17 protein-coding genes and 1 tRNA gene are annotated in these 13,046 nt (G+C 65.1%); 15 read left to right on the forward strand and 3 right to left on the reverse strand.

Annotated elements, in window-relative coordinates; genetic code table 11:
- Window positions 1-5: 5 nt before the first annotated feature.
- On the forward strand, window positions 6-1,016 hold the full coding sequence (locus EPY72_RS10820; RefSeq protein WP_135806415.1) for a sodium:calcium antiporter: 1,011 nt from the start codon (window positions 6-8) through the stop codon (window positions 1,014-1,016).
- 13 nt (window positions 1,017-1,029) lie between these two features.
- Here the strand turns inward: EPY72_RS10820 and deoC are convergent, their stop codons facing one another.
- Window positions 1,030-1,671, reverse strand: coding sequence for a deoxyribose-phosphate aldolase (gene deoC / locus EPY72_RS10825; RefSeq protein WP_134671744.1), 642 nt, complete (start codon window positions 1,669-1,671; stop codon window positions 1,030-1,032).
- Between the two features lie 100 nt (window positions 1,672-1,771).
- Here deoC and EPY72_RS10830 point away from each other — a divergent pair, with 100 nt between their 5' ends.
- The 13 genes from EPY72_RS10830 (at window position 1,772) to EPY72_RS10885 (ending at window position 10,206) form a co-directional block, all read left to right on the forward strand.
- Window positions 1,772-2,416, forward strand: coding sequence for an adenylate kinase (locus tag EPY72_RS10830; protein WP_134671743.1), 645 nt, complete (start codon window positions 1,772-1,774; stop codon window positions 2,414-2,416).
- Window positions 2,417-2,569: 153 nt separating this feature from the next.
- A complete protein-coding gene (locus EPY72_RS10835; RefSeq protein ID WP_134671742.1) occupies window positions 2,570-3,481 on the forward strand; it encodes a DUF106 domain-containing protein in 912 nt (303 codons plus the stop codon).
- A gap of 68 nt (window positions 3,482-3,549) precedes the next feature.
- Entirely contained in the window at window positions 3,550-4,125 is a 576-nt protein-coding gene (cmk, locus tag EPY72_RS10840) for a (d)CMP kinase (RefSeq protein WP_134671741.1), read from the forward strand.
- A gap of 4 nt (window positions 4,126-4,129) precedes the next feature.
- The gene (locus EPY72_RS10845) at window positions 4,130-4,999 is read left to right on the forward strand and encodes an RNA-guided pseudouridylation complex pseudouridine synthase subunit Cbf5 (RefSeq protein ID WP_135806416.1); all 870 of its coding nucleotides are present in this window, start codon (window positions 4,130-4,132) and stop codon (window positions 4,997-4,999) included.
- Between the two features lie 50 nt (window positions 5,000-5,049).
- Window positions 5,050-6,150, forward strand: a complete 1,101-nt coding sequence (locus EPY72_RS10850) for a succinylglutamate desuccinylase/aspartoacylase family protein (RefSeq protein ID WP_135806417.1) — start codon at window positions 5,050-5,052, stop codon at window positions 6,148-6,150.
- Window positions 6,151-6,195: 45 nt separating this feature from the next.
- Window positions 6,196-6,266 (forward strand) — tRNA-Pro (locus EPY72_RS10855).
- A 112-nt stretch (window positions 6,267-6,378) separates the two neighbouring features.
- Entirely contained in the window at window positions 6,379-6,687 is a 309-nt protein-coding gene (locus EPY72_RS10860; RefSeq protein WP_210423528.1) for a DUF7563 family protein, read from the forward strand.
- Window positions 6,688-6,813, forward strand: coding sequence for a hypothetical protein (locus tag EPY72_RS19975; RefSeq protein WP_280177985.1), 126 nt, complete (start codon window positions 6,688-6,690; stop codon window positions 6,811-6,813). It begins immediately after the preceding gene.
- Window positions 6,803-7,279, forward strand: a complete 477-nt coding sequence (locus tag EPY72_RS10865) for a PD-(D/E)XK family putative nuclease (protein ID WP_210423529.1) — start codon at window positions 6,803-6,805, stop codon at window positions 7,277-7,279. Before EPY72_RS19975 ends, EPY72_RS10865 begins: the two co-directional genes overlap by 11 nt.
- A complete protein-coding gene (locus tag EPY72_RS10870) occupies window positions 7,276-7,791 on the forward strand; it encodes a DUF488 domain-containing protein (protein WP_135806418.1) in 516 nt (171 codons plus the stop codon). Before EPY72_RS10865 ends, EPY72_RS10870 begins: the two co-directional genes overlap by 4 nt.
- Complete coding sequence (locus EPY72_RS10875) at window positions 7,788-8,138, forward strand: hypothetical protein (protein WP_135806419.1); 351 nt, start codon at window positions 7,788-7,790, stop codon at window positions 8,136-8,138. Before EPY72_RS10870 ends, EPY72_RS10875 begins: the two co-directional genes overlap by 4 nt.
- Window positions 8,135-8,368 (forward strand): hypothetical protein, encoded by a 234-nt coding sequence (locus EPY72_RS10880; protein ID WP_135806420.1) that lies wholly within the window; start codon window positions 8,135-8,137, stop codon window positions 8,366-8,368. Before EPY72_RS10875 ends, EPY72_RS10880 begins: the two co-directional genes overlap by 4 nt.
- Window positions 8,365-10,206, forward strand: coding sequence for a hypothetical protein (locus EPY72_RS10885; protein WP_135806421.1), 1,842 nt, complete (start codon window positions 8,365-8,367; stop codon window positions 10,204-10,206). The genes EPY72_RS10880 and EPY72_RS10885 overlap by 4 nt, the downstream gene beginning before the upstream one ends.
- 498 nt (window positions 10,207-10,704) lie before the next feature.
- On the opposite strand, the gene EPY72_RS10890 is transcribed toward EPY72_RS10885, so the two are convergent.
- A complete protein-coding gene (locus EPY72_RS10890) occupies window positions 10,705-10,965 on the reverse strand; it encodes a HalOD1 output domain-containing protein (RefSeq protein ID WP_135806422.1) in 261 nt (86 codons plus the stop codon).
- Between the two features lie 207 nt (window positions 10,966-11,172).
- On the opposite strand from EPY72_RS10890, the gene EPY72_RS10895 reads away from it, so the two are divergent.
- Window positions 11,173-11,532, forward strand: coding sequence for a DUF7344 domain-containing protein (locus EPY72_RS10895; RefSeq protein WP_135806423.1), 360 nt, complete (start codon window positions 11,173-11,175; stop codon window positions 11,530-11,532).
- Between the two features lie 69 nt (window positions 11,533-11,601).
- Here the strand turns inward: EPY72_RS10895 and EPY72_RS10900 are convergent.
- Window positions 11,602-13,046: ATP-binding protein (locus tag EPY72_RS10900; RefSeq protein ID WP_168216025.1), on the reverse strand; the 1,445-nt coding region annotated here is incomplete at its 5' end.

The raw sequence follows: 13,046 nt of genomic DNA on the forward strand, positions 1-13,046 counted from the left end.
GGGGCATGTGGCTGACTCTCGGGTACGTCGGGCTCGCGGTCGTCGCGACCGGCGTCGTCTGGGCCGGTAGCTCACGGCTGGAGCGGGCCGCCGACCGGCTGGCGGCCTACTACGGCGCGCCGCCGATCATTCAGGGCGCGATCATCGCGGCGGTCGGATCGAGCTTCCCCGAACTGTCGAGCGTGGTGCTGGCGGCGGTTCTGCACGGCGAGTTCGAACTCGGCGTCGGGGCCATCGTCGGGTCCGCCATCTTCAACATCCTCGTGATCCCGGGCCTCTCGACGCTGGCGGGGCAGGGAAAGCTCCAGTCGAACCGGAGCCTCGTCTACAAGGAGGCCCAGTTCTACATGCTCTCGGTCGCGGTCCTGCTGTTGACGTTCTCGTTCGGGGTCATCTACTACCCCGCGGCCGACGGGCGACTCGCCGGCCGGGTGACCCGACCGCTGGCGCTGCTTCCCCTTGCGCTCTACGGGCTGTACGTGTTCATCCAGTATCAGGACGTGCGCGACCTGCGCGAGACGCGCGTGACCGACGGCGTGGACGCGCTCGGGCTGTGGGGCCTGCTGGCGGTCAGCCTCCTCGCCATCCTGGTCGGCGTCGAGGGGCTGGTCCGGGCCGCGCTCGGGCTCGGTGCGACGCTCGGGACGCCGAGTTTCATCTGGGGGCTGACCGTCATCGCGGCGGGCACCAGCCTGCCCGACGCGTTCGTCAGCGTGCAGGCCGCCCGGAAGGACAGCGACGTGACCAGCATCGCCAACGTGCTCGGGAGCAACGTCTTCGACCTGCTGGTGGCGGTTCCGGTCGGTGTCCTGCTGGTCGGCTCGACGGTGATCGACTTCGGGTTCGCGGCGCCGATGATGGGCGCGCTCACGATGGCGACCATCCTGCTGTTCGGGCTCATGCGCACCGACCTCGAACTCACCGACCGCGAGGCCTACGTCCTGCTCGGGGCGTACGCCGCGTTCGTCGGGTGGCTCGTGCTGGAGTCGATCGGCGTGACCAGTCTGGTACTGTGAGCCCGCGCCGACCTCAGTAGTTCTGCCGGAAGTCCTCGACGATTTCGACCCCCGAGCTCGCGCCGATGCGCTCGGCGCCGGCGTCGAACATCGCCGCCGCGGTCTCGTAGTCGCCGACGCCGCCGCTCGCCTTGACCGGGAGGTACTCGCTCATCAGTTCCACGTCCGGGACCTCGGCGCCGCCGTCGGCGAACCCCGTCGAGGTCTTGACGAACGCGGCGTCGGCCTCGGCGGCCGCCTCGCAGGCGGCGCGCTTCTCGTCGTCGGTCAACAGCGCGGTCTCGATGATGACCTTCACCGGGACCGGGACCGCGGCGACCACCTCCTCGACGTCGGCCCGGACCGCCTCGCGGTCGCCGGCCTTCAGCCGGCCGACGTTGAGCACCATATCGAGCTCGTCGGCGCCGTCCTCGTAGGCGACGGCGGCCTCCTCGCGCTTGGCGGCGGTGGCGTGCTGGCCGTGGGGAAAGCCGATCACGGTCGCGAGGGTCACGTCCGGTGCGTACTCGGCGGCCTCGGCGACGTAGCACGGCGGGATGCAGGCGTTCATCCCGTAGTCGGCGGCCTCGTCGAGAACGGCGCACACGTCGTCGAAGGTCGTCTCCGGGCCGAGGACGGTGTGGTCGATACGCGCGGCGAGTTCGGCGTCGTTCATACGCGAACGGAGGCGGCGTGCGGACAAAAATGGGGCGGCATCCGGCGCGTCCCCGACCGCTTTCTTTAAGCCTTTAAGCGTGGCCGCCGGACTCGGAGGTATGGAGCCACACATTCTGATACTCGGCGCGCCCGGCGCGGGCAAGGGAACCCAGAGCGACCGCATCGTCTCGGAGTTCGGCGTCGACCACGTCACCACCGGCGACGCGCTCCGCGGGAACAAGGAGATGGACATCAGCCACCTCGGGCTGGAGTACGACACGCCCGGCGAGTACATGGACAAGGGCGAACTCGTCCCCGACGCGGTGGTCAACGAGATCGTCGAGACCGCGCTCGAGGAGGCCGACGGCTACGTCCTCGACGGCTACCCGCGCAACCTCGAACAGGCCCAGACGCTCTCGGAGATGACCGACCTCGACGTCGTGCTCTACCTCGACGTCGACGAGGACGTGCTCGTCGACCGGCTGACCGGCCGACGGGTCTGCGAGGAGTGTGGCGCGACCTACCACGTCGAGTTCAGCCCGCCCGAGCAAGCAGGCGTCTGCGACGAGTGTGGCGGCGACCTCTACCAGCGCGAGGACGACACCGAGGAGACCGCCCGCGAGCGCATCCGCGTCTACGAGGAGAACACCGCGCCGGTCGTCGAGTTCTACGACGAGGAGGGCCAGCTCGTCCGGGTCGACGGCGAGGGGAGCCCCGACGAAGTGTGGGCGGACGTGAGCGACGCCGTCGAGACCAACGCCTGAGCCGGCGCTCGTTTCGCCGACCCGACACTCGGACCGCGCCCTAAAGGCCGCGAACCGGCCCGGCGGGTCGGCCTGCGCTCGGACGGGATCGTAACCGACCCGCGAGCGCACGAGAGCGAAAGTTGATTAACGGAGGATACCAAACCCGGAGTAATGGCACGGACCGCGGACAAAGTAGAGTCGCTCGTCGCCGAGGATTCGGCGATGGCCGACGTCCTGGCGGTCGTCTACGACCGCACGGACGCCGGCGACGAGCCCATCGAGTGGGCGGACGTCAACGACGCGCTCACGAGCGGTCAGTGGGGCCGACTCATCGAGAAAGACGTACTCACCAGTGACGGCGACGAGTTCCGACTCGCGGACCCCGACGCCGTCGAGGCCGCGCTCGAAGACGACCCGACCACCTCGGTCTCGACCGACGACGACACCGACGTCGACATCGACGACGACGAATCGTCGTGGACGATGTGGGACAAGATGGCCGCGCTCGGCTCCGTCGGGCTGTTCCTCGGCTACTCGCAGACGCCGATCCGGAACGCCATCGGGAGTACGGTCAACATCCTCGTCGGCCCGCTGGAGTCGGTGTTGCCGTTCTACGTCGTCGTGATGGTGCTGGCGCTCGTGACCGGACTGTACTCGACGCTGCTGCAGGCGAACCTCATGAACATGGACAAGATGAGCGCCTACCAGCAGCGGATGAAAGACATCCAGGAGAAGCGCAAGGCCGCCAAAGAGCGGGGCGACGACGAGGCGATGGAGCGCATCCGCGAAGAGCAGATGGACGCGATGGGCGACCAGCTCGGCATGTTCAAAGAGCAGTTCCGCCCGATGGTCTGGACGATGTTCCTCACCATCCCCGTCTTCCTCTGGATCTACTGGATGGTCCGGGACGGCCACATCCCCGACGCCGAGTGGAACATCGTCGTACCGCTCGCGGGAGACGTCGGCTGGCAGGACGGCGTCGCCGGTCCCATGCGGATGTGGATCGTCTGGTACTTCCTCTGCTCGATGGGGTTCACCCAGCTGATCCGGAAGTCGCTGAACATCCAGACGACGCCGACCTGACCCGCGAACCGCCCGACGCCCCCGCCGGAGTTCAAAACCTCTTTTGCCCCCGGGCACCGAGACCGGATATGTTGATAACGGTCTCCGGACCGCCCGGTAGCGGAAAGAGCACGACCGCCTCTAACCTCGCCGCCGCGCTCGATCTCGAACACATCAGCGGCGGCGACATCTTCCGGAAGCTCGCCGACGAGCGCGGCTACACGCCCCTCGAGTTCAACAAGCTCGCCGAGGAGGACGACCAGATCGACCGCGATCTGGATCGGCGCCTGCGCTCGATCGCGGTCGACCGCGACGACGTGGTGCTCGAATCCCGGCTCGCGGGGTGGCTCGCCGGCGACCACGCCGACTTTCGGGTCTGGCTCGACGCGCCCCTCGACGTGCGGGCCGAGCGAGTCGCCGACCGCGAGGACAAGCCGGTCGAGGAGGCCCGCGAGGAGAGCGCCGCCCGCCAGTCCAGCGAGGCCGATCGGTATCGGGAGTACTACGGCATCGACATCACCGACCTCACCATCTACGATCTCGCGGTCAACACCGCCCGCTGGGACGCCGATTCGGTGCTCGATATGCTCGTGACCGCGGTCGGCGACTACGACCCCGCGACTGACGAGGGCACGTACCCCGTCGAAGCCGACTACGAGTTCTAACTCCATGCTCCGCGGACCCCCGAACGAACGGACGCCGGCCGAACTGCTCGACTTCGGAGTCGTGAACCTCGACAAGCCGCCGGGACCCTCCGCCCATCAGGTCGCGGGGTGGATCCGGGACGCCGCGGACGTCGAGCAGGCCGCCCACGCCGGGACGCTCGACCCGAAGGTGACGGGATGTCTCCCGACGCTGACGGGGGCCGCGACCCGCCTCTCGCAGGTGTTTCTGGAGGGCCAAAAGGAGTACGTCGCGGTGCTGGAACTCCACGACGATCCGCCCGCGGACCTCGAGGCGATCGTCGCGGAGTTCGAGAGCCCCCTCTACCAGAAGCCGCCCCGAAAGAGCGCGGTCGTCCGGAAGCTACGGGTCCGGGAGGTGTCGGCACTCGACGTGCTGGAGGTCCGCGACCGGCAGGCCCTGCTCCGAATCCGATGTGAGAGCGGCACTTACATCCGGAAGCTGTGTCACGATATCGGGCTCGCACTCGGGACCGGGGCCCACATGGGCGACCTCCGCCGGACCGCGACCGACCCGTTCGACGACCGGACGCTCGCGACGATGGAGGCGTTCGTCGACGCGCTCGCGCGGTGGCGCGAGGAAGGCGAGGACGACTGGCTCCGGGAGGTCGTCCGACCGGCCGAGCGCGCGCTCGAACACCTCCCGGCGGTGACCGTCGCGCCGAGCGCGGCCGCGGAGATCGCCCACGGCGCGCAGGTGTACGCCCCGGGCGTGATCGACAGCGACGACGCCGACGAGGGGGAGTTGGTCGCCTGTTACACGCCCGACGGCGCCGCGGTATGTCTCGGGACGATGGCCGGCGACCCGGACGCCGACGCGGGCGTCGCCGTGACGTTAGAGCGCGTGTTGGTGTAGGGGATCGCCGCCACACCCACCTTTTTGTCGCCGCCGGGACTCTCGCCGGTATGCAACTCGGCACCGCCGTGGCCGCGCCCGGCGAACTCGCGACCGGCTGGCTCGACGTCACCGACCTCCCGACCGGCACGCCCGAACGCCTCCCCGTTCTCGTCGCCGAGGGCGAGCCCGACGGCCCCGAACTCTGGGTGACGGCCGCGATCCACGGCAACGAGGTCACCGGGCTCGCGGTCGCACAGGACCTGTTGACCGACGACCTCCCCGGCGAGATCCGGGGGACGGTGGTCTGTCTGCCGACCCTCAACCCCGCGGGCCTGCGCCGCACCACACGGACGTCGTACTACGACGACGAGGACCCGAACCGCTACTTCCCGGACCCCGACGCCGAGCGGTCCCGGCCGCCGAGCGTCCAGCAACTCATCGACGAGCGCGTCTACGAGGCGTTCGCCGACTCGGCGGACGCGCTCGTCGACCTCCACACCGCCCACGTCGGATCGATGCCGTTCCTGATCCGGGACCGGGTACTCTACGGCGAGAGCGAGGCGCGATCCGACTCGGACCGGTCGCGGGACTACCGGACCGAAGCCGAGGCCCGCGAGCTCGCGGGCGAGCTCGAATCGCTGATCGAGGCGTTCGGTATGCCGATCGTGAACGAGTACGCCGCCGAGGAGTACACCGAGCAGAGCCTCCAGCGCTCGACCGCGGGCGCGGCGCTCAACAACGCCGGCATCCCGGCGTTCACCGCGGAGCTCGGCGGCCACGAGGTCGTCGACGAGTCGGTCCGCGAGGCCGCGGTCACGGGCGTCCGAAACGTGATGTGCGAACTCGGCGTGCTCCCCGGCGACCCCGACCCCGACGCCGTGGGCCCGGACGCGCCGGTCGAGTACCCGGTCAAGCGGGCGGTCCATCCCCACACCGACACGCCGGGCATCGCGCGCCACCGGGCGACCGCCGGCGACGCGGTCGAGGCCGGCGACGTGATCGCCGAGATTCTCACGCCCCACGGCGAGCACAAGGCGACGGTCGAGACCGACCACGACGGCTACGTGCTCGGGCGGATGCACGGGGTCGCGGCCTACGAGAACGACGCGCTGGCGAGCATGGCGGTCCGGGACGACGGCGATCTGGTGGTCCCACGATCCGAGGAGTGAAACGAAGCGCTTAACTCGGGGACGGCCCTTGGATGGAATGCAGGCGGGACCGTAGGGTAGTGGTATCCTCTGCGCATGGGGTGCGTTGGACCTGAGTTCGAATCTCAGCGGTCCCACTAAAACTTATCCAAGCCGTTCATATTCTAAAGGTAGAAGCCCCAGCTATCCATCGTTCGATTGGGAAATCGTTGGCTTAACTTTCATCTCCCTGAAACGGAGGGTCGCCTGATGGCGGTCCTCCACAACCCCGAGGCCATTCAGTCCGACGATCAGGAGGCCGCCTCGGGTGAACTCGCCGACGGGTCCGCGTCTGACCCCGATCTCGACCAGTGTCAGTTCTGCGCAGCGAGCGTCACCGAACGGTTCCGCAAAGTCTACGGTGACAATCAGGACATCGCCCACCGCTGTCTCCAGTGCGACACGAGTACGCGCCTCCAGAAAGGAAGCGCCGCGGGTCACGACGTCGACCACGTCGACCCGCAGGACGAGCCCTGGCGCATCCGCAACGGCCACGCGAACCGCGGAGGTGCGTTTTAGATGGCGACCGCCGACGATCTGGCGGTCCGGTTCGTGACCGGCCGCGAACTCGCCTCGGTTGAAGCCGACGCCGTCCTCGATCCTGCCGACCTCTGGCGTACGGGGGGTGAGCGCCATGTCGAGTGATATCACGGCTAGTGTTTCGAGCAAGCACGCCGGAGAGCGCGCGGCTGCGGAAGCGCTCGAAGAAGTCCCCGGACTCGGCCACGCCCCAGACACGGTCTCTCCGCACTACGACGCAGTCGCGACCGTCACACTGAGACCGGACTTCGATCTCCGTGATCTCGACGCTGTCCCGCAGGGTACCCGTGTCGAGATCAAGAGCGCGATGGTCGTGTACGCGAGCGGTGAGCGCGGCCGGTTCTACTTCCGGCCCTCACAGCACGATGCACTCCTCAACGTCAACGGCGTCTACCTGTTCGTCGTCTGCGAGCCCACGCCCGACCGCGACATCCTCGCGATGACGATCGTGTCGGCCGTCCGCGTTGACGACCAGCTCCCCGAGTGGTTCAACGGTGGCGACGGTCGCTCGGACTACGCCCAACTCGCGTGGAGCAACTTCGTCGCGCCCGCGGAGGTGAGCCAACGGTGACGCTCCACACAACTTACTTCAGCGGCGTCAACACCCACTACGAACCCGCCGACACCGACCTGGTTCTCGGCGTCGTCAGGTATCCGAAGGACTTCGTCGACCGCGTCACCGATCGAAACATCCCCGCGGTTGCACCACCCGACGACCTCCTCGACGCCTTCAAGACCGTCGAAGAGGCCGCCGACCGCGACGGCGTCGAGAACCCCAGTGCCGTCGCATGGCAGGGCGTCGACTTCGAAGAGCGATACCGAGATCATCTCGGTCAAGCGGGCCAACAACAGGTGCTCGACGAGCTGCGAGCGCGTATCCAGCAGCGCGACGTGTGGCTCGTCTGTTGGGAGAAAGACCCGCGATACTGTCATCGCCGCCTGCTGGCTGACGTTCTGCTCGAAGATATCGATACCGAGGCGGTTCATCATCCGGACCCGACAGAGATCGAGGAGCGCGACGATGAACAGGACACGTCGACGCTCGCCAGTCTGACGGAGTTCTCGGGAGGTGAGACAGCATGACGGTGCGCGAGTCGGCCAGCGACCTCGTTGAACCACGCACCATCGTCCTCATCGCCGACTACGATGAACATCTCGACGCCGCATTCTGTCCGCTTTGCGGTACCGACGTGACCAGCACGATCGGGACGCCGACCGTGCCGGCTGGGCTCCTGGAGGCGCACGTCGACGACGATCTCCCGGTTTACGGCTGGCGCTGTGAGTGTCGTCGGGTCGAGGTTGTGCTTCCGGCACCCGTCGAAGTCGCACCGGACCACTTCGCGAGCGTCGATGCCCAGAGTAACGGCGAGACAGTCTCGATCACTACCCCAGAGCCAGCGCTCAACGCTGCGCTCGCGGAGGTCGCATGACACAGAACTACGTCGACGAGGTGAGTCTGCGACTTGCCGTTTCACCTGAACAGCACTCGACCGACGACGCTACTCTGTACGTCTCAGACAATCCCGGAGCACGCGGCATCCGTCTGTCAGCTCGTGGCGGTAGCCCGGGAACCCTCGGAGAGCTCCACTTGACCCGCCAACAGGCCGAGTCGCTACGCGACCACCTCAATCATCGTCTCTCTCGGGGTGACGAGTCGTGAGCGCTGACACCCCCATACAGACGGCGACTGTCTCGCTCGACGACCAGGATCCCCAGCAGACGGCCAGGGCGCATGATTATGCCTCGACTGGTCGCCTCGCGCCCGTTCCCAACGAAGATGGCGACCATGAGGTACTGCTCTGCGAGTACGACGAACTCGACTACCCCGACCCAATCGAGCACGGCCACGGCATCGAGGCCGTTCTCACGGACCTCGCCGACGAGGACCACGGCAGCGAGAGCTTCTACTCCCGACTGTGGAGCGGCTGGCAGAACCTCGACATCGAGCCTGAGGACGAGCCGGTTGTCCTCGCGGAAGACGTCCACCAGCGATTCGACTGGCTTCACGACGACTTCCCGGCCCACCTCGTCATCTCCAGTAAGGGCTGGAAAGTCGGTCGCGACGTCGACGACGAGCTCGCCGGCCCGAACGCTGGCGCCGAAGCACTCGTTTCTCAGTATTACGAATACAACCTCTCAGTCATGCGGTATGACGAGGATTCGGGCGAGCTCGCGGCCGACCTCGACAGTAACCTCCGTGCCCCAGTCTCGTACCAGTGCTGGGTTCAGCCACAGGATGAGAGCCTACTGCAACCATCCGGTGACCCGATGATCGCCCAGCACGGCGAAGGGACGAAGTTCCGAACCCAGACGACCTACGCCGGCTCGAAGGAATCGCTCGTCCGGACCGTCCAGATCGCGAACCTCGCCGCAACTGCGCTCACCGTCGAGCGTCCGGACTGGTCGACGCTCAACCGCGACTCCTGGAAGGTCTGGAAGGGCGAGGTCCACCATCGCTTCGACAGTAAGATGATGGATGCGGTCGTCCAGCGCCTCCGCGAAGCGAAGTCGATGCTGGAGTACGGCGGCTCGGGCGATGTCGACGGCGCCGGCACGATGCGTGAAGGCCAGTTCGTCAAAGAAATGGTCCGCTCGGACCGCTGGGACGTTCTCGGGTTCAATGCGTTCGCGCATCGCGATGGGATCGAACTCGGCGCGAAAGTCTACCGCATCAACGGCTCGCCGAAGGACGAGCGGCTCGCAGAGCCGAAACTTGAGGCGTTCTTCGCCGGCACCGACCATGACACCGAACTCCCTCACGCCGACGAGTGGGCCGCGCTCCGTGCGACGCTCCGACAGCTCGCCTCGACGATCGCCGTCCGTGCGGGACTGAACCTCGGGTTGCTCCGCGAGGACGACTACTACAAGCCACGAGATCGCGAGCGCATCGACACGCTTGTTCCGACCGGCTGGCGGGCCGCCGTCCAGGAGGCGAACGAGACGCGACTCCGCCGCATCCTCAACACGGTCTACGGTCAGTCCGGTACACAGAGCAAGTGGGACCTCCTGTACGCCATTGCGACGATGAACGGCGCGTCCTACGAGGAACTCGCCGAGATCACCGGATTCACCGAGGATTACGTCCAGGAGATGGTCGCCGACTTCGTCGAGGACGACGTGCTGCTCCGGATCAGCATGCCACGACTCATCGTGTTCAACAACGAGGAGCTGCGGCTGAACGCGCTCGACGAGCTCGAAGCCATCCACCCCGAAGAGGATCTCAAGGACATCCGCGAGCGCGCCGAGCAGCGCCGCGAGGACCGCCAGCAGAACCGAGAGGAGCGCGAGGCCGACCCCGAGGACGATGGTGGTTCCGAGGATGATAGCAGCGACGAGGGCGATAGCGACGATCACGACGGGTCAGCGAACTGGGAGACATTCGACGACATCCATCTGACTGGCGAGCAGCTTGGCGCTGCGCTCGATCGCGCGCACATCGACGGCGAGCACGTCGAGATCCGAACCGATCCGTACCCGGCGCTGTTTGCGAGAGGATAGCGGTCTCTCGCTCCGGGTTCGCATCGGCATTCAGTGGCGACACTTACCTTCCCGACTTAATTTCATCTACTATTAGTCCAATTCCGTCTGCACTGCTCTAACCTCCTATTTTTCATAAGAATTTGGTTAGATTTCATCAGCGCCTCGACGGGGCGGTCGCCAGTTCGGCCAGTTTCCGACCTCAGCGTTTCCGCTTATTCTCCATTAAATCGGTATTTCAGGGCTTCTATCCTTCTTGAAGGGTTTCGGTCTGGGGTGCCGGGGTCCCCTAACACCCCTACGGTAGTTGCCCCTAAGGGGCAAGAACAATGCGGGCCGGGCCAGAACGGCCCGGCCCTCACCGCATATGTCCAATCGGCCGATACCACACGGTAGGACAAGTGAAACGGCGGTGTCCACGGTTAGGGTGCCTCGGAAAGAACCACCCCTATCTCCTCTACGGTAGTGCGCGCCTATACCAGGTTGCTTTCCTGTCTGGGTTCAGTCTATGGTAGGTCGCTATTCGACACTCGAGACAACTTCGATGGTAATTTGTCCATCATTTGACTTCTTGAGAATCACCTGAACATCTTCTAACTTAATCTTGGTAGTTAGGGGTCCAGCTGTGTTTTCATAGAGGAGCTCAAGAGCCTCGGGATCCGTCTCGTCATAGAGACAGAAGTCAGGAGAGCTTGGGTCTTGGCCGTCATGTTCACTGATTCGTTCAACAAGAGCAGCAATGAGATCCTGATTTGGGTCTGTTTGACTGATCGCGCTCATGCTCACTGATCTGTTGAGGCCTACACAGAGTGGTGTATAATAAATGACGGCGAATATAGTCTAAATAGCATATAAATGAAGATTTCTATTTTTCTGTATCTATTCTCACACTCATTTAATATACATGAATGATCCTGCATTTTACCGTCGGTTTTAGGTCGCGAGGATTGTTATCTATTGTCAATACTCCTAGTGGTGGATTCAAAAATGAGTGAGAACAATAAGATATCGGACGAAAATAGGCTTTCGCAGCTAGACCGCTATCTTCGCGCCCTCTCCGATCCGGAACGGCGCCAAGCACTCTACTATCTGGATAAAAAAGAAACTGCAAGCTCCGAGGAACTCGCACGACAGATAGCGGCACAGGATTCGGAAGATCCGTCATCACCAACTCCCGAAGACGAATGGAAATCGATACAGAGGAAACTTCATCACCAGCACCTTCCCCAATTGCGGGACTATGCTATAGTCGATTTTGATGAACGAAACAAGGATATCTGTCTTTCCGATTTACCCCCACTGTTTACAATACTGCTTCAATTCTGTCGACTGGTAGAGAGTGAGTAACCGGAGGCGGGAACGTTGAGGAAGACCACCCTATCTTATTTCCATCGTCTAAGGATGTAACAGAGTCACTCATACCGTAATCAATCGACCTTCAGCTACTTCCTCCATAGTCTCCGCCGCCAGCATTTCCTCGATCAAATCGCTCACAGAATCCCCATCGAGATTGTCTTCCACCTCGACTGTCCGTGCGATGACCTCCTCACGCGGCGCGCCGTAGTCCGCACCTTGGAGTGTGAGGTCGTCGACGATCTCCGAGATCGTCGCGGTCGGCGTCGACCCCGCGAAGTCAAGCCCGCCCTCGTCACCGTCTCCATCCTCGGCGACCACCTCGACGCCCGGATCAAGCCCAAACTCTGCGAACGACCGACCCTTCAACCGCGTCGCCCGCTCGACATCCACCATCTCTATCTCGTCTGAGAGCCGCGCCTTCGCCGACGCCTCGGCCAGCCGCGCGATGTCCCCAACCGCGCGCGGGGTCACCGGATACTCCCGACCGTCCTCGTCCTCCTGGCGGACGATCCGCGTTTTCACCTCAACGTACCAGTCCCGGAGCGTCTGGCGTACCTCGTCGCTCCCGAACACCGGCCGTTTCTCCCGCGCCGCCGCCAAGTACGCCCGGAGTTCCTCGGTCGACAGCTCCGGCTCAACCGCGTCCGCCGACTCGGGGACGTTCTTGTCGATCTCCCGGCGTTGCGCAGCGTCACGTCCAGCGGTGATGTGGTCCGCGATCGCCTCGACCGCGTCCGGATCGGTCTTCTCCTCGGGACAGAAGATCAGGTCGAACCGGTCGAGCAGCGGTGACAGCACGTTCGTCTGCTCCGCGGGCGACCGCTCCGGATCGAAGTGACCATTCTCGGGGTTCCCCGCCGCGAGGATCGCCGTCTCGGCCTCCAGCGTCGCCTTCTGCCCGGCCTTCTCGATGTTGATTACGCCCGACTCCATCGCCTCCAGCAGCGCGTTCTGCTCCTGATCGCCAGCGCTGTCGAGCTCGTCCAGGAACAGCGCCCCGCCCGAACATTTTGGGATCGCGCCGGCCGTCACCGTGAACTCCGCGTTCGAGAAATCGTCGCGAGTGATCGCCGCCGTCAATCCGGCCGCCGACGTCCCCTCGTTCCCGCTCGACTTCTGCGAACGCGGCGCGAGCCGCACCAGCGCCTCCCCGAAGTCGGTCTTGCCCGCGCCCGGGTCACCCAGCAGGAACATGTGAATCTGCCCACGGTAGTCCTTCCCGTCGGCGCCCGTCGGGGCATTCGCCCTAACCAGCTGGCAGATCAGCGCCTCCTTGATGTGACGATCGCCGAGATGGCTCGGTGCGACCGACTCAACCAGCACGTCCACCGGGTCGTCGCGGCTCGCGACCGCGTCGATGACCTCCCGGTACGGCTCGACGTCGAACTCCCCCGGATCGGTGTCCTCGACGAGGACATCCTCGGCGTCGAACGCCTTGTCGAACACCGTCGACCCGCCATCCTGGAGCGGGAGGTACTCCGCGATCAGCGAGACGCACCGCCCGC

This window comes from Halorussus marinus (assembly GCF_004765795.1).
Taxonomy (GTDB): domain Archaea; phylum Halobacteriota; class Halobacteria; order Halobacteriales; family Haladaptataceae; genus Halorussus; species Halorussus marinus.

Excerpts from the sequence above, each read along its gene's own strand:
- EPY72_RS10820 (WP_135806415.1), top strand. The coding sequence starts at position 6 with ATGTGGCTGACTCTCGGGTACGTCGGGCTCGCGGTCGTCGCGACCGGC.
- deoC (WP_134671744.1), bottom strand. The coding sequence starts at position 1,671 with ATGAACGACGCCGAACTCGCCGCGCGTATCGACCACACCGTCCTCGGC.
- EPY72_RS10830 (WP_134671743.1), top strand. The coding sequence starts at position 1,772 with ATGGAGCCACACATTCTGATACTCGGCGCGCCCGGCGCGGGCAAGGGA.
- EPY72_RS10835 (WP_134671742.1), top strand. The coding sequence starts at position 2,570 with ATGGCACGGACCGCGGACAAAGTAGAGTCGCTCGTCGCCGAGGATTCG.
- cmk (WP_134671741.1), top strand. The coding sequence starts at position 3,550 with ATGTTGATAACGGTCTCCGGACCGCCCGGTAGCGGAAAGAGCACGACC.
- EPY72_RS10845 (WP_135806416.1), top strand. The coding sequence starts at position 4,130 with ATGCTCCGCGGACCCCCGAACGAACGGACGCCGGCCGAACTGCTCGAC.
- EPY72_RS10850 (WP_135806417.1), top strand. The coding sequence starts at position 5,050 with ATGCAACTCGGCACCGCCGTGGCCGCGCCCGGCGAACTCGCGACCGGC.
- EPY72_RS10860 (WP_210423528.1), top strand. The coding sequence starts at position 6,379 with ATGGCGGTCCTCCACAACCCCGAGGCCATTCAGTCCGACGATCAGGAG.
- EPY72_RS19975 (WP_280177985.1), top strand. The coding sequence starts at position 6,688 with ATGGCGACCGCCGACGATCTGGCGGTCCGGTTCGTGACCGGCCGCGAA.
- EPY72_RS10865 (WP_210423529.1), top strand. The coding sequence starts at position 6,803 with ATGTCGAGTGATATCACGGCTAGTGTTTCGAGCAAGCACGCCGGAGAG.
- EPY72_RS10875 (WP_135806419.1), top strand. The coding sequence starts at position 7,788 with ATGACGGTGCGCGAGTCGGCCAGCGACCTCGTTGAACCACGCACCATC.
- EPY72_RS10880 (WP_135806420.1), top strand. The coding sequence starts at position 8,135 with ATGACACAGAACTACGTCGACGAGGTGAGTCTGCGACTTGCCGTTTCA.
- EPY72_RS10890 (WP_135806422.1), bottom strand. The coding sequence starts at position 10,965 with ATGAGCGCGATCAGTCAAACAGACCCAAATCAGGATCTCATTGCTGCT.
- EPY72_RS10895 (WP_135806423.1), top strand. The coding sequence starts at position 11,173 with ATGAGTGAGAACAATAAGATATCGGACGAAAATAGGCTTTCGCAGCTA.